Genomic DNA, 21,817 nt, shown 5'->3' on the forward strand with positions numbered 1-21,817 from the left:
CAGAAATAAAGTTGACTGATTTTGTCATTTGTCATTTGTCATTTGTAATATCATGTTCGGATAAATACTTGTCATCGCGTAGCCTTCGGCGCTCGTAGAGAACGCAACGCTAGCAATGACATTTTATAAGCGGTCAACCGAACATGATATAAGAGGAGCTTTGAAAAGTCATGAAATAGGAATGATCCTTAACAAGAAGAGTGATTGTATCGAATATCTCTTAGAGGTTGTTTGAAAAGTATAATTTACTAGTCTTTAGCCTGACGTTTCGATTTTGTTTCCTGTAGCTTTGCTTTCCATTCACGAATAGCGATCGCAGTTCTTTCTGCAGGTGGGATATATATCTGGGGACTGTTTGCTTGCGGATAATTGTTCCTGGCTATCATGGAATGGGATATCGCAGAAACATCTTCTTTGGGAATATTTGGTTTTCTCAGCGGTTGAGTAGTTAAACATTCTGTTAAATTTGCCACATGATTAGCCACACTCAAAGCTCTAATTACTTCATCCGCAGTTTTAAACCGTTCTTCCAGGGAAATTTTCACCATTTTACTCAAAATACGGCCAAAACTATCAGTTAAATTTACCTCTTTTTGCCAGCAGATTTCACCAGTTTTGCGGTCATGTTCAAATTCTAAAGGGCCTTTACCAGTTAACAAATAAAGACAAGTTACACCAAGCGCATAAATATCACTCGCATAAACTGCGCGTAGGGAAAACTGTTCCGGTGGTGCAAATCCCATCGTCCCAACAAAATTGGTAGACGGATTTTTATGGGTGGAATTTTCACAGATTTCAACCAATTCCTCTTTCACAGCCCCAAAATCGATGAGTACGAAGCGCTGGTCATATTCACAACGCAACAAATTTTGGGGCTTAATATCCCGATGAATTACATGATGTTTATGAAGATATTGTAATACTGGTAATAATTCTAGCAGAAATTGTTTAACTTCAGCTTCACTCTTGTGACCGGTTCGCCGTACTTCTCGTGCTAACGTAGAACCACGCACATATTCTTGAACCAAATAAAAGTCTCCATTCCCTTCAAAGTAGTCTAAAAGCATGGGAATTTGGGAATGACTACCGAGTTGACCCAAAGTTTTTGCTTCTTTTTCAAAGCGCAAAGACGCCTTCCGTAAACTTTTGGGACTACTGACCTTAGGACAAAGTTGCTTAATTACACACAGAGGCTTTCCAGGGAGTACAGCATTTTTGGCTAAGAAGGTGATTCCAAAACCACCTCTACCCAAAATTCTCAAGATTTCATAGCGATCGCGAAATAGTTCCTTAGAACCACACATCTGACCAAGCTGCGTCTGCTGTAAAACACTCTCGTGAAACTTCGTTATTTTCGGAGAAAATCTATTCATAGTTCCAGAAAAGCTAAGTTTTAAATCAGTTAACAGTGAACAGTCAACCGTTGTTAGGCGTTCCTGCAGGTGTTTTACGCCTGCTTCGTAAACTTGTTATACGCTTACATGATAACTGATAACTGAATAACTGTTAGTGTTTTTAATTTAACGACAAATATGCTTTCATGCTAGTAGTATTACTAGATCTTTGCCAAATCCTGATTTTTAATACCATTAAATCGAAAATTTAAAATGGAAATTTTAACAAGATATCGTAAAATCTTCCGGATAACATTCTCCGGGAAATTAGGGATTGGGGATTGGGGATTGGGGACTTGTACCTATGAACATTTTTGCAGTTCTATCTGTAAAGCCGCTTTAACTTTTTCATACTCAGCCTCTAACTCGAATACTCGCTCTGGAACATCGGTAATTCCCGTTTCGGCGATCGCCTCTAATTCTCGACAGAGACTAGCCAGTACCGTGGCGCCGAGATAGGCGCTACTAGACTTCCAGCTATGGACTACCCGACGTAAGGTCTTGGCGTCTTCCACAGCCATAGCGTCGCGAATTTGTTGTAGTAATTGGGGGGAGTCTTCCAAATAGCAGTCAATAATTTCCGCCAGAAATGTAGGGCCATCATCACCAGCAATATCGAGAATCTCTTCGAGAGCTTCAGTATTAATAACCAACTCTACTACTGGCAGATTGTTTTGGTTGATTAATTCTGGATTTATTTGATTGGGGTAGCTATCGCTTTCCTTAGCTGTGGCGTCATTGCTAGGAACTAACGGGGTACATTGACTTAAAGCCTGAGCCAGGGCTTCGATGCGAATAGGTTTGCTGATATAATCATCCATACCAGCATCGAGACATTTCTCGCGATCGCCCTGAATAGCACGGGCTGTCATCGCAATAATCCGAGGACGAGTGCCGATGGGATACTTGCGACAGATAAACTCAGTTGCCTCTAGTCCATCCATTTCCGGCATCTGCACATCCATTAAGATTACATCATAGGGCAACTGCTGGATAGCGACGAGAACTTCCAGCCCATTACTGACCACATCGGCTCGATAACCCAATTGTTTCAACATCAATACCGCTAGCTTTTGATTTACCGGATGGTCTTCCGCTAGCAAAATTCTCAGGGGGGACTGTTCAGCCATTGGAGAACTAAGTGAGTTGGAATCAGGTAGCTTTTGAAAAGTCGCCACAGGAGCAAGCGAACCGTAGTGGGGATAATTAACCTGAGTGTCTATCGTGGACTCAACAGACCCGGCAGAGGTGACAATGGTGAAATAAAATGTCGATCCCTCTCCCATCTGACTACTGACCCACATTCGTCCACCCATCAATTCGCAGAGTTGACGACTGATAGCTAACCCTAGACCTGTCCCCCCATAACGCCGACTAGTCGAGGAATCAACCTGACTGAAGGATTGAAACAAGCGATCCAGTTTATCTGCGGGAATCCCAATCCCGGTATCGCGGACAGCAAACTGTAGTTGATATAGAAAATCCGCAGACCTAGCATTGTTAGATTCACCAGACAGAGGATCGAGACGATGGGCTGTAACGGAAACAGTGATACCTCCTTCTGAGGTAAACTTGATGGCATTACTCAATAAATTTACCAAAATCTGACGCAACCGAGTGATATCTCCCACAATAATTTTGGGGATATCCTCTACCAACAGATAACTAACTTCTAATCCTTTGCTGCTAGCAGTGTTAGCTAGTAAAGCAATGACCTCTTTGAGACAGCTAGCCAAATCAAAAGGTTGTGCTTCCAGTTCCAATTTACCTGACTCAATTTTGGAGAAATCCAAAATGTCATTAATCAATGATAATAAAATTTCACCACTGGAGCGGATGGTTTCCACCGTATCTTGTTGCTCTGGAGTCAAGTCTGTACGTAGCAACAGTCCCGTCATCCCAATCACCGCATTCATTGGCGTGCGGATTTCGTGACTCATATTGGCGAGAAAATCACTCTTAGCTTGAGCCGCTGACTCTGCTGCTTCCTTTGCTTGCCGTAACTCGATTTCTGCCTGTTGACGTTCGGTAATATCTTCAGAGATGCCTAGTATATACTGAGGTTTACCCATGCTATCAAAAATTGGTAACTTCTTGGTCAGCAAAATTCTTGGGCCATGATTTCTGGTTTTAATCGCTTCTTCTGTAATATCCAAAATGCTCCCCGTTACCAGAATATCCCGCTCCTTAGTGGTGAAGAAATCCGCTTCCTCTTGGGGAAAAAGGTCATAATCATTTTTCCCCAGTAGTTCTTCCCTGGAATAACCCAACAGTTTCTCCCCAGCTCTATTAATGCTAATAAACCTCAAGTCTTTTGCATCTTTGACAAAAATCATGTTAGGAATGTTTTCAATAATCGAACTCAGGAAAGTTTGAACTCGTTTGATCTCTGCTTCCGATTCCCTGAGATCGCTAATATCGCGAAAGTACCAAATCCTGCCGTAGTTTTCTCCTAGGGATGAGATCACGCTTGCAGAATAGCAATCAAAAATGCGTCCGTTTTTAAACAGAACTTCATCACGGCTGGCTTCTTGCGGATGCTGATATAAATACTCTATCTTGGCGAGAAATTCCTCCGCATCTGCCAAATCAACAATAATCCGTTCCAGAATTTCTCTAGAGCTAGTCTCAACAATCTCCGGGGGAATTTGCCATAACTGGCAAAATTGCTGATTATAAGAAACAACATTTCGGTTTTCATCAATAATCAAAATGCCATCAATAGCTGCTTCTTGCTGTGCCTTTAAGGTAGCGTTTTGACGGTGCAAAACTCTTGTACTTTCCTGAATTCCAGCGGCCATGCGATCAAAGGCTGTAGAAATTTGGGCGAGTTCATCGGAACCTAATAGACCCGCACGGACGCTTAACTCGCCATTCGCTAACCTGTTGCTGACAGCAACCAGATGGTCAACTCGTCGCGTCAGGGTGCGGTCAAAGAAAAACCATAGCCCAATACAAAATAATGCCAGAACTGAAGTGGATATCAGCGCCTGACGCCCAGCAACGACATAAGCTTCCTGTTTTTCGTTCAGCAGGTCATATTCAATGAACAAAACGCCCACTCTTGAGGGAGTGAGTTCCCCTGGTTGAACTTGCAAAAGTACAGGATAAATAACTCTGAGGTAGCGTCTGTCTGGAGAAAGTGAAACTTCTCCCGCCAGTTTCTCTCGCACCCTACTAAATCTTGATAAATTAGGGGCAGCAGGAGTATCGCTTACCAGCAGTTTTCTTAACTCATAATTGTTCGACAGGACTACACGATCTTGCTCATTAGCAACCAAAACCAAAGGTAATCGCGGGTTGCTTCCCAATTGGCTGATGATCACCTCAGCCTGATCAACATCTCCTCTTCTATAAAGGTAATCTAAGGTAGCAGCAATTTGACTTCCCAATGACCGGGCGTAATGACTGGCATTTTCTTCTGTTTTGTGGTTACTTTCAATGATTTCTCGATTAAAAGAAACTAGCCCTAGCACCGTCCCAAACAAGATTAAAACTGCAGGAATTGAAAAGCGTAGGGGAAAGGGGAAGCGTTTCATCTCAGCCACAGGATTTTATTTCAGAGATTGCACTTCGGCTCCGCTCAGTGACCAGGGATTGCACTTCTCTGCGACACGCTACGCGAACGGCTCCGCTCAGTTACCAGGGATTGCACTTCTCTGCGACACGCTACGCGAACGGCTCCGCTCAGTGATCAGGGATTGCACTTCTCTGCGAGACGCTACGCGAACGGCTCCGCTCAGTTACCAGGGATTGGGGGAGAAGTTTTAGCTTCCGAACAGGAAACTTCGACTTCCGAACAGGAAACTTGGACTTCCGAACAGGAAACTTGGACTTCCGAACAGGAAACTTGGACTTCCGAACAGGAAACTTCGACTTCCGAACAGGAAACTTCACACTCCCCAGTCCTCAGTCCCCAGTTCCCAGTCCCCAATCCCCAGTCCCCAGTCCCCAGTTCCCAGTCCCCAATCCCCAATCCCCAATCCCCAATCCCCACTCTCCAATATTGTTCCCCTTAAAGTTTGGCGGCTTTAACAAAGCGATCATCAAAAATGGTAGTAGGATCGATCGCTTTTGCCATGAGCTTGTTTTCCACCATAACCTGAACCAGCCGTTTCATTCCATTGACTAAGGAGGGATCGGTTTGATCTAGTAATTTTTGATTTTCTTGCAGATTGGGTTGTTGCATTCCTTTGAACGCATCGAGAATTTGTTCGGGGGTGACTTTGGTACGCTTGGCGATACGACTAGCAGCATCTTGGGGATTTTTGTTTAGATAATCCAGGGCGCGGAAGCGTGCGGTGACTAAGGTTTGTACCGCTGAAGAATTATTGGCGATCGCTTCTGTGTTGACAACTAGGGTATCAACAATTTCTCCAGGAATTTGACTACTATCGAATAGAAGTTTTGCACCTGCAGCTAACAACTTCGCACCCGGCGGACCAAATGTTACAATCGCATCAACTCTGCCTTCGTTAAAAGCCCGCTCATGTTCAGAAAAATCTAAGGAAACAATCTGTATATCTTTGGGAGTCATCCCGTTTTTTTCCAAAGCCCGCGCAATAAAAAAAGACCCCAAGGCGGTTGACTCAATACCAACTCGCTTTCCCTTCAAAGCTTTGATGTTGCTAATGTTAGGCTTTCCCAGAATCACATCTGCACCACTAGAAAAATCCATCACCGCAATAATCCGCACATTTTTGTGAGTTGCGGCTAGTACCAGCGCCTGATCGATAGATAGTCCCGCACCTTCGACTTCCTGGTTGCGATATGCTCGTACTTCTTCTGTTCCTGAAGGATAGTCAATCAATTTAATGGGGGTGTTGTCGTAGTAACCCAGATGGCGAGCCAAGTATAGAGTTTCATATCCAGGCCAAAGATTCGTGGCGATTCGCAGCAATGACTCTTTTGGTGAGGTGCAATTCGTCAGGGCGATCGCACAAATTACCGTCACGCCACCAAGTATCCAGGTCTGCAGTTTTTTTGCCCCAAGCATACGTATTACTTTTGACAATTCTCTTTGCCAATGTGCCACCCTTGATTGACTTAACTTCATCATATTTACCAGGAAAGATATCTGTAGTCTTATATTTTATACAAACTATTTCCTGGGGTCATCCTAGCAATTGAAGCCTCAGCCTTGATTTAAACCACATCTAATACCAATTCAAAAAATCTTTGCCACACAACGATAATCTGTAGGGGCGCAAGGCCTTGCGCCCCTACTAAATCGTCGTCAGATATCAACTAAGGTACATCAATTGGAATTAAAGTATCCTCCGGCGCATAGCTGCTGAAACGCCCTTCATCGGACAGCACCAAAATTAAGCGTAGGGGATAATCTGGGGGAACTTGTAAATCAGCCCAGGGCACCGCCACCTCTAAACAAGTATTTAAAGCTACTTGAGCGCGACTAAAGCGGGGTTGCCATTGATAATTATCTCCAGCTTCGCGAAACTGCAGCGATTGGGTGAGCAAATTAATCTCTAAAAGGTGGTGAAACAGATAATTCAGGGGTGCTATATCTGGCACTTCTGCCAAAGGAATTGGGCTATTGACCATTGTTTGATTTGGATAGAACCACAGCAAATTCAACTCTGGTGGTAAACCAGCCCCTGGTACAACGCCAGTTTTAAAGTCCACCCGCAAATAGAAATTAAGGTGATCTACCCCATACCACAGTCGCTGAATGACGCTGCTGTTGTGCATTGTGCCTCGCGAACCGCCGATTTCTAGGCGTCCGGCTTTGTCCCAATCTTGTTCATCACCCCGACCATCGATAATGGGATGAATAAACCCTTCTGGGCTATGGTCTGCTCTTGCTTCATGCACTTCCAGTGGTTGGCGAAGATAGGGGGGTATGGGTTCATTTAAGGCTTTATAAATACCAAACAGGTGTTCGCGAAACAACTGGTCAAAGATGGCGTCTTGATTGGAAGAATGTCCGGCGCCAAACCACCAGAACCAGTCGGAACCCTCGGCGGCGTACAAAGCTTCCCAAGCTTCGGGATTGGTTTCTTCTGTAGCTTCGGGATGATTCGCCAGCACTTCCCTGGCTTGTGTCAGGTAGTCCCAAGCGCGATTTTTCACAGGATCGCCAATCCAAGTTGTGAAACTACCATCCACCCAAGAACCGCTATGCAGTTGCTGTTGGGGGATGGTGGCTGTGGGGGGAAATTGTTCGAGAAATTCGGAGACGGTGACGAGTTTGAGCCGGGGTTCGTCGCTAAGAGTTTGATATAATGCTTCAAGGAAGGGTTTACCATCTTGGGGATAAAATTCCCAGCAATTTTCTCCATCTAAGGCAATCGTCACTAACCAAGGTTGTTCACTCTGGCTATCTCTTTGCATTTTGGCGATCGCCTGCAAATGTCCAACTAAGTTTGCAGCTGCCTGTTTTGGCGGCATTGCCCCGTAGGTAAAGCCAATTAAATCTGATAATCTATGATCGCGAAACACGATTCCTAAATCACCCGCTGGTGTTTCCAGGCGATAGGGTCGATACAACAATTCCGGTTGCTGTATATTCCCCGCCCCATCGCGATGGAAAAAGTGTTGTAGTGTCCAGCCCAAAATCGCTTCGTCTGAGCAAATCCACTTAAAGCCTTGTTTAACAATATACGGTAATATTTCTGGACTCACAGACTGTTCTGAAGGCCACAAACCACGCGGCTCCTGCCCAAATCTGTCTGTATATAAATCCCAGGCTTTTCGCAAGTGACGAGGAATGTCTTCAGCCCACTGAAAACGCTGTTTCGGCAATGTCATATTTGGCACTGCTACCCGCCCAGAGTTGGTATCAGCAAGCAAGGGCAAAATTGGGTGAGTGTAGGGCGTAGTGGTAACTTCTAGCTGCCCTGCTGCTTGCATTTTTTGGTGTTGGGGGATAATGAAGCTGAGGATTTCTCGTTGTTTAGAATAAATGCGCTGGCGATCGCTTAAAGTAAAATTCCGTCCCTGCTTTAACCACGTCGCAATTTCTGGGTCATCCCAAAACAGCGGATCAATCCATGCCAAATTGTGCCAAGCTAACAAATCGCTGTAATCTGACAATTGCCAATTAGCCAAACACCAAGCTTGCCCTCGTTCTTGCCTTTGGTAGTATAATTCTGCATACCGGGGATGGGGGTCAATCAGCGTGTGGTGATTGGCATCAAAAAAGTGTTGGATAACAAATTCCCGCTGCTGCTGAGTTAATTTCTCATCTGGTGTCAAGCTAGCCGTGAGATAAGGGTCAAAGGCAGTACCAGCAATGTAATCTTCTAGTTGTAATATCAGAGATGGGACAAGATTCACAGTTTGGTGTAACTTAGGATACTGCTCTAGGAGTAATACCAGATCCAGATAATCCTTAGTACCATGTAACCGTACCCAAGGCAAGCGGTACTGCTGACTAGGCGCAAGCGAAACACCGCTACCAGGAGATTTGTACAGGGGCTGATGTTGGTGCCAGATAAAAGCGACGTGGAGAGGATGGGACATAGGGATAGTCAAGAGTTAGGAGTGATGGGTTAAGAGTTATACTAGATAAAAACCCTGTTACATATACATATCTCGTAAAGAACAGCTTTTCCTACCAATGTATTTGTATCATTACCGAAAGCTTGGGTCTAGAGCCGCCGTTCTTCTAGGACGGCTTTTTGGTAAAATAGTGGCAACAGGCAGGGCATTGTCTGTCGGACTAGGTGATGTAAGACGGGCTATGCCTGCTATTGCTGTTTGAATCCAGAATCCCTGAACTTTCAGATCAGGGAGTATGTCAATCAAGTCAAATGGTATTAGGAGTTAGAAATTAACTCCTAACTCCAAACTCCTAACTCCAAACTCCTAACTCCTAACTTCAGATTACTTGCTCAATTTCGGCAATTTCGGGAATCTGTTCCTTCAGACGGCGTTCAATACCCATTCTCAGAGTCATTGTGGAACTGGGACAAGAACCACAGGCACCTTGGAGCCTCAGTTTGACCACAGGTCCATCGAGTTCTACAACTTCCACATTACCACCATCAGATATGAGATAAGGGCGCATTTCATCTAAGACTGTTTCGACGTTTTCAAGTGTTAGTTCCATAGTTTTAGACCTGGTAAGTTAACAAATTTTATTTTCTAGGTTTGTTAAAACGATCCTAGATCCAATTGCCGCTAAATTTTGTGTCAAGTGTGTATTTTCAAGCTGAACTTCCCCGTGGTAGGGGCGCAAGGCCTTGCGCCCCGCGCCCTGGAGAGGGTCTGTGGTTATGGGATGAAAATTACTGGAAGTAGGTTCAACCGATTTTGGATTTTGGATTTTGGATTTTGGAGTCAAGCGTCAACTTAGTAGAGCTAGTTCATTTGTGACTATACAGATGCTGGTTCTAGAAGTTTGATGTTAGAATATTGAAACTCAGTTGTGCTGTGTTGAGTATCAAGATACTCATGCACCACCTGTTTGGTGATTAAATAATAATTGCCGAATTTTTCATAGGTGTCTTCAAATTTCAAAACATGACTGACTTCATTGGTTTGTGAGTTGCGGAACACGGCATCGTAACGAGTAGCAATGTAGCCAGCACCTGTCTGGAAGTTTTCGTGGTAATCAAACACAAAAGCGTTGCGACCAATTACCCGACTTATCTGCGAAATTTCCCTACCGAGGATTTTATAACGAGAATCCACTGAATCCCCCTTGACTAAAATTGTTGCTGCACCAGTTTCATCTGTCTGCTCTAGGGTAAACTCGAATTTGCCATGAGTCTGCTCAAAATTGGAGGGTTGGCGCTGGATGACCATATCTTGCAATTGGGTATGGATACCTTCTGCTACCTGTTGATCTGTAATACCTGTAACTTCTACGCTCAGGTCGCCTTTAATGGTAATTTTACCTATATAAACTTCCGCACCCACCAGCAGATGGACATCTGCACTATAGCCAGGAAAGTTTTCGTCCCAAGTGTAACGACTCTGGTAAGCGGTTTGGAACAAAACGCTTGCTGTTGTTAAATCTGTCATACAACCACTTCGACTCCACTGTTTTCAGTTTAGTGCAAAGTGTGGAACAATCTGCTAGTCAATTATTTTCTGCACAAATACTGAGATTTATCGAAAATTTGGCTTTAGAACCCCGTCCTTACAACGGCCTGCTCAGTAACCATTTAGGACTGCTAACCTTTAGCGTTGCGAAAATCAAGAGCGCTATTAGCGAAGCTTTCCCGCAGGGTAGCGCAACTACAAACAATTATAAAACTATTACTGGTTGTTGATATAATGGCACTGTGAATGTGACTGTGGAGCCAAGTCCTTCGCCTAGACTGTAAAAATGTACTTCTCCACCCATTGTCTCTACTAATTTCTGGGATATTGCCAATCCTAAACCAGTACCACCATACTGACGGGTGCGGGAGCCATCTACTTGCGAGAATAATTGAAACAGTTTATCTTGCTTATCGAGAGAAACGCCGATGCCAGTGTCTGCTATGCGTACCCTTACCATACCAGGGAATTGGTGGTCTTGAAATTTGGTTTTTTTGAGGACTATATCAACGCTAATGGTGACGCCCCCTTCTTGGGTAAATTTGATCGCATTGCCTACCAAATTTAACATTACTTGTAGTAGCCTTTGGTAGTTGCCTTGAACGATGATTTCATCGGAGGTATTAGGTATTTGCATCCGAAAGCTGAGGTTTTTCATCTCTGCTTGGGGACTCATGAAACTTTCGACATCGCTGAATAGCTCATCTAGCCGGACGGGACTACAATCTAACTCCATTTTGCCAGATTCAATTTTGGCAATATCTAATATGTCGTTAACGATATCCAGCAGATGTATGGATAAATGGTGTGCTTCTGTGAGAAACTGGTTTTGTTCTTCTGGATCATCTGCCATTCCCTCCAAAATCAGTTTCAAAAATCCGATCATACCATTGAGTGGCGTACGAATTTCATGGGATACATTCGCCAAAAACTCACTTTTGAGACGGGAGGCTTCTTCAGCTTTTTGCCGGGCTACTTCTAGTTCTTTATATAAAGTAGCATGAGCGATCGCTGTTCCTAGCTGATCTGCCATCTCTTTTGCTAGCTCGATTTCTGATTCTGTCAAGGGGTAACATTCATCCCGCAAATTTAAAGCAATAAATCCATTTGCTTGGTCTTGATAGGATGTAGCCACCACCAAAACTTTCATCTGCGGGCACTGTGTATACCCTGGCACGTTGATCATGATTGGTTCTAGGGTTTCCAAGGCTTGAGCAAAGCCTGGCTCAGAAACGATATCTATCTCCACGCCCAGCATCGATTCGTAATTGGGCTGGTGATACTCAGCTATCACTTGCACTTGGGAGCTAGAGGGCTGATAGGGACAGATAATACAGCGCTCTAGCCGCAGTGCTTTTCCCAGACCATCAACGGTTTGTTGCCAAATAATGTCTAAATCCAAAGTCCGCCGGATATTTCTGGTAATTACGTTAACCAGTTTCTGGTGCTGTTGTGAACGTAACGCCAACTCGATTTGTGTGGGGGTTTTTGATTCCACATTTAGTTCTTCGTTGTTGACTTTAGTTTGCAATAACCGTCCCATCACCAAAACTGTAGTCGCCGCTTTACCCAATTTCGGCATAATCGGACTGATGGTTAATTCCAACTCAAATAGCTCCTGGCGGTAGCTAAACCAGCACTGCAACCTTTCCGGTACCAAATTTGTCAAAATCTGGTCTAACCGTTCCAAATAGGCAACCTTGTCTACAGGGACAAAGGTTTGATCTTCATTGAGAAGGTCAACTATATGCGCGGGATTTAACCCCAGGAGTTCGCTTTGCTGCCAATAAAAGGTCAGATAGCGACCCGCCCCATCTTGTGTATAGACTAACTCAGCACCTAGAGATGGTATTGAGCCATCAAATTGATTGGTAACAGATTCTAGATTTTGGGAGAATATATTTGACAATTGGGAATTGGCAGTAATAGTCATTAATCGAGTTGGGTAGACAAATAGCAGCCCGCTACAATCTTGCTAAAGCTGCTTAAAGTTTGGCATAAATTGTTACAACTTTGGCAGCCAAAATAGGGTATTTTGCCTATTTTGGTATTCAAGCTAACAAAATTTACACTTTTTTCATTTTGAATTTACAGTTTGTTCATTTAACTCAATCATTCCATTCCCCTCGGGGTGGAATTGGTGCCCTTACAGGAGTGCGAGTCAGTTCATCATCTCTGGGTACTTCACCTCGTAACCATTGGCGAATGGCTACTTCAATGACTTTGCTGGGATCGTTGGTTAAATGCTGAATTTGTTCTACTAATTCAGAGTCTAGGTGGACAGCAATTTCTACCTTATCGGCTTGTCTTTGTTCCGCATCGGTAGCTTTTTCTTTCATATTCATAGGTTTATATACCTGAAATTGTTTTGTCTAAAGCTTTGTAAAGCAGTTGTATTCTGTTTTCGGGTGAGTTTACTGAAAAATTTTACAAGAGACAGTTACATGGTTCCCCGAAAGATCACAAAAGTAACAGGTTCCGGTTTTAAGTGACAATTTTCACAAATCTCTCTAGTACTCTGTCAAGATAAAAATGATGGACTGTAGTGCGGGCATCTTGCCCGCGTGAGCGAGACGCTCACACTACCAAAAATCCCTCAAAACAAAATTGACAGACTACTAGGAGCTTTGTCAGCAAATCAGTATCACTGGGCAATTACAGGTGGCAATTGACCATTTGATTTACACTATGTACTTATATTTATTTATTGTACGCTGCTAGCTGATGAATACCAGCAACGAAAAATAGACTTTTGTCATTGGTCAGTTCCCCAATCCCCAATAGTAAGGAGTAATGAGTAATGAGTAATGAGTAATGAGTAAATTAATCCAATCCCCAATCCCCAATCCCTGGTAACAGAGCGGAGCCGTTCGCGTAGCGTCCGCACCAGAAGTGCAATCCCCAATCCCCAATCCCTGGTAACAGAGCGGAGCCGTTCGCGTAGCGTCCGCACCAGAAGTGCAATCCCCAATCGCCAATCCCCAATAGTAAGGAGTAAGGAGTAAGGAGTAATGAGTAAATTAATCCAATCCCCAATCCCCAATCCCCAATAGACATCTCCAATCCCCAATCCCCAATCCCCAATCCCCAATCGCTTCTAGGTTTTATCTAGCAGGAAGCAGCGTCTTGGCGAAGAAAGCATTAAAATACATTAAGTAAATTGCTCGTTTAACCTTGGTTGCTGCTTCAGCAAAAATAGTATATGACTGACGTTCCCGCAGTTCGCATTCGCAATTTCTGTATTATTGCTCACATCGACCACGGAAAATCAACCCTAGCTGATCGCTTATTACAAGCCACTGGTACGGTTGAAGACCGGCAGATGAAGGAACAGTTTCTCGACAATATGGATTTGGAACGGGAGCGCGGCATTACAATTAAGCTGCAAGCTGCCCGCATGAATTATACTGCCAAAGATGGTCAGCAGTATGTGCTGAACTTAATTGATACTCCTGGACATGTGGATTTTTCATATGAAGTGTCACGCAGTCTTGCCGCTTGCGAAGGGGCATTACTGGTAGTAGATGCGTCTCAAGGCGTAGAAGCGCAAACTTTGGCGAATGTGTATTTAGCCCTGGAGCATAATCTGGAAATTATCCCGGTTTTGAATAAAATCGACTTACCAGGGGCAGAACCAGATAGAGTAATTGGTGAGATTGAAGAAATTATCGGTCTAGATTGTAGTGGTGCAATTTTGGCATCTGCTAAAGAGGGGATTGGCATTGATGAGATTTTAGAAACAATTGTGGAGCGGGTACCACCAGCCCCGGACAGGGTAAAAGAACGGTTAAGGGCGCTGATTTTTGATAGCTACTACGACAGCTACCGGGGCGTGATTGTCTACTTCCGGGTAATGGATGGCACCGTGAAAAAGGGCGATCGCATTTATCTGATGGCGTCGGGTAAAGAATATGAAATCGACGAGTTAGGGGTTCTCTCTCCTACCCAAAAGCAAGTGGAAGAACTCCACGCTGGGGAAGTAGGTTATCTAGCAGCGGCGATTAGAGCTGTAGCTGATGCGCGGGTGGGTGATACAATTACTCTTGCCAATGCCAAAGCTGTAGACGCCTTGCCTGGTTACACAGAAGCCAACCCAATGGTTTTTTGCGGGATGTTCCCCATTGATGCTGACCAATTTGAAGATTTGCGGGAAGCTCTGGAAAAACTTAGGCTCAACGACGCAGCGTTACACTACGAACCAGAAACTTCCAGCGCGATGGGGTTTGGCTTCCGTTGCGGGTTCTTGGGTTTGCTGCACATGGAAATTGTCCAAGAACGGCTGGAGCGAGAGTATAACCTGGATTTAATTATTACAGCCCCATCTGTGGTTTATAAGGTCATCACCACCAAGGGAGAGGAACTGTACATTGATAATCCTAGCCATTTACCCGCCCCCAACGACCGCGAACGCATCGAAGAACCCTACGTTAAGGTAGAAATGATTACTCCAGAAATCTACGTGGGTAGTTTGATGGAGTTGTCGCAAAATCGCCGTGGCGTCTTCAAGGATATGAAATATCTCACCCAGGGACGCACCACCCTGACTTATGAGATTCCGTTAGCGGAAGTTGTCACCGACTTTTTCGACCAAATGAAATCGCGATCGCGGGGTTATGCGAGCATGGAATATCACCTCATCGGCTACCGCGAAAATCCTTTGGTGAAGCTGGATATTATGATTAACGGTGATCCGGTGGATTCTTTGGCGATGATTGTTCACCGTGATAAAGCTTATAACGTCGGACGGTCAATGGCTGAAAAGCTCAAAGAACTAATTCCGCGCCATCAATTTAAGGTGCCAATTCAGGCTTCGATTGGGAGTAAAGTGATCGCCAGTGAACATATCCCCGCCTTACGCAAAGACGTACTAGCTAAATGCTACGGCGGTGATATCAGCCGTAAGAAGAAACTCTTACAAAAGCAAGCCAAAGGTAAAAAGCGGATGAAGTCTGTAGGTACCGTAGATGTACCCCAAGAAGCGTTTATGGCGGTGTTGCGTTTAGATCAAAGCTAAAGGTAATATTCCCCAAGAATATAAATCGGGAGATGGGTCATGAGGTAATTTTTTCTACCTACATACCGTCTCCTAATTTTTTAGTAGGAAAAAATTGTCAGCTTCATCAAAAAAGCAAAAAAAGCGTTAACTAATTAGACATAATTAAACTTATCTCTGTTTTTTCTGTGCAATATGCCCTATGTTTGATGATTTCTCTCCACCTAAGTAAGTCGATAGGAATAACTCAAACTATATTACGAAACGTAAATATCCCTAGAATCCTTACAAATGACCAATGACCAATGACCAATGACCAATGACAAATGACAAATGACCAATGACGACCAAAGGCTGTACGGTTTATTTGCGCCGACCTACCTAATTTAACAACTGCAAAACTTTAGTGGATCTACCGACTGCAATTACCGCCCTTGTACATTTATATAAATGTAGATTTTTTAAATGTTTGTATAGCATAGCATTGGGGAGTGTACTAAATGAAGATTTTGGTGCTGAGTTGGGAATTCCCTCCGAGGATAGTTGGCGGAATTTCCCGTCATGTGGCTGAACTGTACCCAGAATTGGTGAAGCTAGGACATGAAATCCACCTGATTACAGTAGAATCTGGTCAGGCGTCGTTGTACGAACTGGTAGAAGGAGTGCATATACATCGAGTATCAGTGGATACGGCTAAAGATTTTTTCCACTGGGTGGTAAACTTGAATGAGAGCATGGGGCGTCATGGCGGTAAATTGATGCTGGAAGAAGGACCTTTTGATTTAATCCATGCTCATGATTGGTTAGTGGGAGATGCGGCGATCGCCCTGAAGCATAACTTTAAAGTGCCCCTCATTGCCACCATCCACGCTACTGAATCCGGGCGATCTAACGGTATTAATACAGAAACACAGAGTTATATTAATGGCAAAGAAACCTTACTAGCTGACAACGCTTGGCGAGTGATAGTGTGTAGCGAGTATATGCGCTCTGAAGTAGAACGAGCGCTACACAGTCCTGGGGAGAAGGTTGATGTCATATATAACGGTATTCGCGCAGAAAAGAAACAGCACCACCAAGATTTTCACGCTCAGGATTTTCGCCGTCGATTTGCTGAAGATGACGAAAAAATTGTGTACTACGTCGGACGCATGACCTACGAGAAAGGTGTATCTTTATTGCTGGATGCAGCGCCAAAGGTACTGTGGAAAATGGGGGGGGATGTAAAATTTGTAATTGTTGGTGGGGGTAATACTGACAATCTTAAGCATCAAGCCTGGGATTTGGGGATTTGGCACAAGTGCTATTTTACTGGTTTCCTCTCCGATGAATACTTAGATAAATTCCAAACCATTGCTGATTGTGGAGTGTTTCCCAGTCTTTACGAACCCTTTGGGATTGTGGCTTTAGAAAGCTTTGCGTCTCGCGTACCCGTAGTAGTTTCCAATACAGGCGGTTTTCCTGAAGTCGTGCAACATACCAAAACAGGTATTGTTACCTTAGTGAATAATCCCGATTCCATAGCCTGGGGAATTTTAGAAGTGTTGAAAAATCCCGGTTATCGGCAATGGTTGGTAGATAATGCTTATGAGGATTTAGAACGGCGCTTTAGCTGGCCGAAATTAGCCAAGCAAACCGAGAATGTGTATCAGCGAGTCATCCAAGAGCGATCGCAAGTTGTTTGGTAGTAAATTAGGCGTAGGGTGTCTCAGACATAAAATCAGGACTTACGCTAGTGTCACATTTAAAGAATGGTGCGTGACGCCACAAGTCTTATGACTGCGTACAATATTTTACAATATTTATCGCAGCGTCACGCACCCTACGATTATTAATGTGCCCGGAGAGCAGATCCTATCAGATATTTATAAAATTTTTTATAAAATTCCCTCTGAAGTTGCATAAATCCCTAATCAAGCTGCGATAAATTTATAGGATCATATCTTTCAGGGTCTCTATTCAAATGATGTATTTTTCTTGGTGTCTTGTTGGTAATACCAATTTAATGTAAAGCTGCATAGAATTCGATCCCCAGAAGCGGAAAACCATATATCAAAGTACCCCTTTTTCAGGGGGATTTAGGGGGATCGAGATATATGCAACTTCACATTAAATTGGTATAACACAATTGATTTTTGCATGACAAACACCTGAAGGGTTAACACCAGTAACAAAGCGAATAAATCAGGGATGAGCATATGAAACTGCTACCTTTAGATAAACTAGGAGCAAGAGAAGCCGGTGGTATTGTTGAGTTTGGAGTTTTTCTTCCTTGGGTGTCTAAAAAGGACGGGAATCGGCTATGGGTGAAAGTAATTCACGAAAAAGACCAATTTTTGCAAATTACGCAGCCACTAATATTTGAGTTAGACCATTCTATTGACCCAGAATATGGTGATTATTGGTCAACTCAGATAAACATTAACAGTCAACCAAAACCACACCCCAAATCTGCATGGGGAGAACCAGGTAAATATGTTTACCGCTATTTTCTTCAGAATCCGAATAAGGGAGAAATCGATTGGATTGTTGACCCGTTTGCTAGAGAATTTGGTATAGGCAAATTATCAGCCTTTACAATGGGATATGAAGCATATCAATGGAGTCAGCAAGAAAATATCTGGAAAACTCCTGCGTTAAAAGATTTGGTGATCTACGAATTAATGATCAATGAATTCGCCGGAGATATTGAGAGAACAATAGAGCGCTTTGGGTATCTGGCAGATTTGGGAGTTAACTGTCTGGAAATTATGCCCCTTTCTAACGTAGCATTAACAGTAGATTGGGGCTTTTTGCCGATTGGCTATTTTGGTGTGGATGAGCGCTTTGGCAAAAGAAAAGATTTGCAAAAATTAATTGATGCTGCACATCAAAACAACATTGCTCTAATTGTCGATGCCGTTTATGGACACACCAGTGATCAGTTTACATACTCTTATCTTTATCGGCAATTAGGCTATCGAGAAAACCCTTTTATGGGGACATTTGCTAAAGATTATTTTGGTGAAAGTACAGATTATAACCGCAAGTTTACCCAAGATTTTTTCTATACAGTTAACTATCACTGGTTGGCTGTTTATCATGTCGATGGCTTTCGCTATGACTGCGTACCCAATTACTGGGACGGTTCTACAGGAGTTGGTTACGCTAACTTAGTGTTTAACACTTATAAAACCGTCAAAGAAAAAAGCACTTCTGGGGATTACTGGCAGAAATTTTTTAACAATAACACCATCAATTTGATTCAGTGTGCTGAACAATTAGAAGGACCAAAAGGGATTTTGGCACAGACTTATACCAACAGTACCTGGCAAAATGAAACATTAGGTGCAGCCCAAAGTGTAGCTGCTGGAAACAAAGGTGATTTAGCTAATCTGGGCTTTAAATTTGGTTTGGATGGCTATCCGTCAGAGATTACAGTCAATGACGATAAAATAGCCAAAACAGCATTGCAATATATTGAGAATCACGACCATTCTCGCTTTGTTTGCAATTTTGGCAAAAATACTCGCGATAATGATTTATTACAAGAAGGTAATCGTGATTTGTGGTATAAAGTCCAGCCATATCTCATTGGGATTTTAACTTGCAAAGGTATTCCCATGTTATGGCAAGGTCAGGAATTTGGGGAAAACTATTATCTCCCAGAACAAGGTTTTGGGCGAGTAATGTTGCTGCGACCTGTACGATGGGATTATTTTTATGATCCTATTGGTCAAAGGGTAATTTCTTTAGTAAGAAAACTGATTAAACTGCGTCGTCAGCAATCGCAGTTTACGGAAGGGAATCACTTCTTTTACAACAATTATGACCGCTATCAGTCTAAAAATGTGTTGCTATTCTCGCGTCAACACGCTAACAAGTTCACTTTAGTAGCGCTTAACTTTGGTAATAGCGATCAGAGTGTACCCTTCTGGTTCCCAATTGCTGGCGATTATCAAGACGAACTTGATGGACAGAACAATTTAATTGGGGTTCCTAGTTGGACGGAATATTGGGTAAATATTCCTAGCAATTACGGGAGAATCTGGACGGTGAAGAATTAGGAGTGAGAAGTTGGGAGTTAAGACGGTTCGCTGACAATACTGCGTAGGTTTTGGCTAAAAAATAAAACTGTGTAGGTTGGGTTGAGGCTTTACAAAACCCAATCTACGATTCTACGATTATCCTTAACACCAAGGGTATTTTTACTTACCAAACTCATGGAAAATAAAATTTATACTTTTGGTTTTTAAACTTTTACGAAATTGCCATGACATAGATTGAATCTATGGAGTATTCATAGATCAAATACCACTCTTTGACCAAGGAGATCCTATGTCATTGCAATCTGGATTGAATGCGTTTCAAGAGGGACGTTATCAAGAATCTGTTAAACTGCTAGAACAGTTCTGTAGAAATTGTGTTGATCAAAATTCCTCAGATTACCTTTCCGCACAGATGTGGTTAGTGAAAGCATATCAAGGTGCGGGGGAACTGGAAAAAGCTACGATTATGGTTCAAAAGCTGATGAACAGCAACAATCCAGAGGTACGCAATTGGGCACAACAAGCCCGCCAAACCTTACCTCAAACGCCACCAGCGAGCCAATCTCAAGCCTTTCAAACAGCAGGACGTGCTGCTACTGCTGGCGTAAAATTAGCGATGGGGGGTGTGGGTGGTAGTTTGGTATTAGCCTCTGGTGTCACCATGACTTTGATGTTTGGCATGGTGTTGGCTTTAGGTTTAAGCTTAGTATTGATTTTGGGTAGCAACGATCCACTCCAAGGGCTAGCGATCGCTATTGGTATTACCATAATTTTTAGTATCCTCAGCTTTTTCCTGTCTCCCTTCCTCATGGATTTAATTCAAAGCTGGCTTTACCAAACTCGTTGGGTAGAGTTAGCCGAAGTGGAATCCTTGAGTCCAGAGACTGCGAGAATTATTCATCAAGTTTGTCAACAGAAACAGCTAAAAACTCCCAGACTGGGAATCATTAACGACCAAAACCCCACAGCTTTCACTTATGGTTCATTACCAAATAGCGCTCGCTTAGTCGTTAGTCAGGGACTTTTCACTTATCTTGATGACGATGAAATTGCTACCGTCTACGCCCACGAACTAGGACATATCGTCCATTGGGACTTTGCTGTGATGACCGTAGCATCTACTTTAGTGCAAATTTGCTACCTGATTTACAGCACAGCCAGAAGATTAACAACCGGTGATGATAGCAAAATCAAAGATGCAATACAATCTGTTGCACTGGCTGCCTATATATTTTACATCCTGGGGACTTACCTACTGCTGTACCTTTCCCGCACCAGAGAATACTTTGCTGACCATTTTGCTGCAGAAACCACAGGAAACCCTAATGGATTATCCCGCGCTTTAGTTAAGATTGCTTACGGAATTGTCGAAGAAGGTTCACGGTCAAAAGAACCCAGTCGCTTGATTGAAGGGACACGCGCCTTGGGTATTTATGACCCGAAAGCCGCTGCTTCTACAGGAACCGCTTACCGAATTGCTTCAGATTCACAAAAAATTGGTCGCGTCTTTTTGTGGGATATGTTTAACCCTTGGGGTTGGTGGATGGAGTTAAATTCCACTCACCCGCTGACTGGTAAACGAGTCCGCGCCCTTAGCACCTATGCGGAACAGCTGGGTTTACCAATTGAGTTTGACATGGGACGAGTTATTAACGAAGGCAAAACCTTAAGCAAGGGTAAGCTTTATGGTAATTTCTTGTTAGATGTTGTACTCTATGGATCTGAAACCATCGGTCTATTAGCTGGTTTAGTTATCGCCGCAATTTTGTGGTCAAGTTCCCAAAACCCTGGTTTGTCGATGGGTGCGCCATTCATCGGCTTAGGGGTAGGAATTGTGATTAAAGCCTTGGTGATGTTCCCCAGCTATCAGCAAGCACCAGCAACCGATGTTCTCACCCTGATGTCAGACCCTTACGCCAGCCCATTGCGCGGACAACCTGCAAAACTGGAAGGTCAACTAATTGGTCGTGGTGATGCTGGTTATAAATTCGGTTCCGATTTGAAAATCCAAGACCGCAGCGGAATGCTTTATCTGCACTACGCCTCCCGCTTTGGCCCTATCGGTAATTTTCTGTTTGGAATGAAGCGAGTGCAAAGCTTAATTGGTCAACAGGTTGAAGCTGTGGGTTGGTTCCGTCGAGGTGTTGCGCCTTGGATGGATCTGATTCAACTGCAGAGTGAAAATGGCACTATTGTCAACAGTTACCATCGCTTCTGGTCATTCATCATGGGTGGTGCATTGATGATTTTAGGAGTTGTTGTGCAGGTATATTTTAGGTAAATAGTATTTTTGGCGTTGCTGATTAATGGGATGATTTTTGTCTCACGCAAAGGCGCAAAGGCGCAAAGAGGAAGAGTTTTCAAAGTTGAATTTAACGATTTCATCCCGCAAT

The 21,817-nt window shown here is 43.5% G+C and carries 14 protein-coding genes; 4 read left to right on the forward strand and 10 right to left on the reverse strand.

Features of this window, described 5'->3' with window-relative positions:
- Positions 1 to 248 precede the first annotated feature (248 nt).
- The 10 genes from HEQ19_06090 to HEQ19_06135 form a co-directional block, all read right to left on the reverse strand.
- Positions 249 to 1,373, reverse strand: a complete 1,125-nt coding sequence (locus HEQ19_06090) for a serine/threonine-protein kinase (GenBank protein WYL99149.1) — start codon at positions 1,371 to 1,373, stop codon at positions 249 to 251.
- A gap of 323 nt (positions 1,374 to 1,696) precedes the next feature.
- The gene (locus tag HEQ19_06095) at positions 1,697 to 4,933 is read right to left on the reverse strand and encodes an ATP-binding protein (protein WYL99150.2); all 3,237 of its coding nucleotides are present in this window, start codon (positions 4,931 to 4,933) and stop codon (positions 1,697 to 1,699) included.
- 200 nt (positions 4,934 to 5,133) lie between these two features.
- Positions 5,134 to 5,391, reverse strand: a complete 258-nt coding sequence (locus HEQ19_06100) for a hypothetical protein (protein ID WYL99151.1) — start codon at positions 5,389 to 5,391, stop codon at positions 5,134 to 5,136.
- 18 nt (positions 5,392 to 5,409) lie between these two features.
- Complete coding sequence (locus HEQ19_06105; GenBank protein WYM03282.2) at positions 5,410 to 6,408, reverse strand: ABC transporter substrate-binding protein; 999 nt, start codon at positions 6,406 to 6,408, stop codon at positions 5,410 to 5,412.
- Between the two features lie 233 nt (positions 6,409 to 6,641).
- Positions 6,642 to 8,876, reverse strand: coding sequence for a glycoside hydrolase (locus HEQ19_06110; protein WYL99152.1), 2,235 nt, complete (start codon positions 8,874 to 8,876; stop codon positions 6,642 to 6,644).
- 358 nt (positions 8,877 to 9,234) lie between these two features.
- Positions 9,235 to 9,465 (reverse strand): NifU family protein, encoded by a 231-nt coding sequence (locus tag HEQ19_06115; protein ID WYL99153.1) that lies wholly within the window; start codon positions 9,463 to 9,465, stop codon positions 9,235 to 9,237.
- A 266-nt stretch (positions 9,466 to 9,731) separates the two neighbouring features.
- On the reverse strand, positions 9,732 to 10,382 hold the full coding sequence (locus HEQ19_06120) for a DUF3386 domain-containing protein (GenBank protein ID WYL99154.1): 651 nt from the start codon (positions 10,380 to 10,382) through the stop codon (positions 9,732 to 9,734).
- Positions 10,383 to 10,608: 226 nt separating this feature from the next.
- A complete protein-coding gene (locus tag HEQ19_06125) occupies positions 10,609 to 12,336 on the reverse strand; it encodes an ATP-binding protein (protein ID WYL99155.1) in 1,728 nt (575 codons plus the stop codon).
- A 175-nt stretch (positions 12,337 to 12,511) separates the two neighbouring features.
- Complete coding sequence (locus tag HEQ19_06130) at positions 12,512 to 12,748, reverse strand: hypothetical protein (protein WYL99156.1); 237 nt, start codon at positions 12,746 to 12,748, stop codon at positions 12,512 to 12,514.
- A 410-nt stretch (positions 12,749 to 13,158) separates the two neighbouring features.
- Entirely contained in the window at positions 13,159 to 13,494 is a 336-nt protein-coding gene (locus HEQ19_06135; protein ID WYL98096.1) for a hypothetical protein, read from the reverse strand.
- 111 nt (positions 13,495 to 13,605) lie between these two features.
- Between HEQ19_06135 and lepA the strand changes: the two genes are divergently transcribed.
- The 4 genes from lepA to HEQ19_06155 all read left to right on the forward strand — a co-directional run bounded on the left by lepA (position 13,606) and on the right by HEQ19_06155 (position 21,705).
- A complete protein-coding gene (lepA, locus tag HEQ19_06140) occupies positions 13,606 to 15,417 on the forward strand; it encodes a translation elongation factor 4 (protein ID WYL99157.1) in 1,812 nt (603 codons plus the stop codon).
- Positions 15,418 to 15,896: 479 nt separating this feature from the next.
- Positions 15,897 to 17,084, forward strand: coding sequence for a glycosyltransferase family 4 protein (locus HEQ19_06145; protein WYL99158.1), 1,188 nt, complete (start codon positions 15,897 to 15,899; stop codon positions 17,082 to 17,084).
- Positions 17,085 to 17,594: 510 nt separating this feature from the next.
- The gene (locus HEQ19_06150; GenBank protein ID WYL99159.1) at positions 17,595 to 19,442 is read left to right on the forward strand and encodes an alpha-amylase family glycosyl hydrolase; all 1,848 of its coding nucleotides are present in this window, start codon (positions 17,595 to 17,597) and stop codon (positions 19,440 to 19,442) included.
- 271 nt (positions 19,443 to 19,713) lie between these two features.
- Positions 19,714 to 21,705, forward strand: a complete 1,992-nt coding sequence (locus tag HEQ19_06155; GenBank protein WYL99160.1) for a zinc metalloprotease HtpX — start codon at positions 19,714 to 19,716, stop codon at positions 21,703 to 21,705.
- Positions 21,706 to 21,817 lie beyond the last annotated feature (112 nt).

This window comes from Gloeotrichia echinulata CP02 (assembly GCA_038087035.1).
Taxonomy (GTDB): domain Bacteria; phylum Cyanobacteriota; class Cyanobacteriia; order Cyanobacteriales; family Nostocaceae; genus Gloeotrichia; species Gloeotrichia echinulata.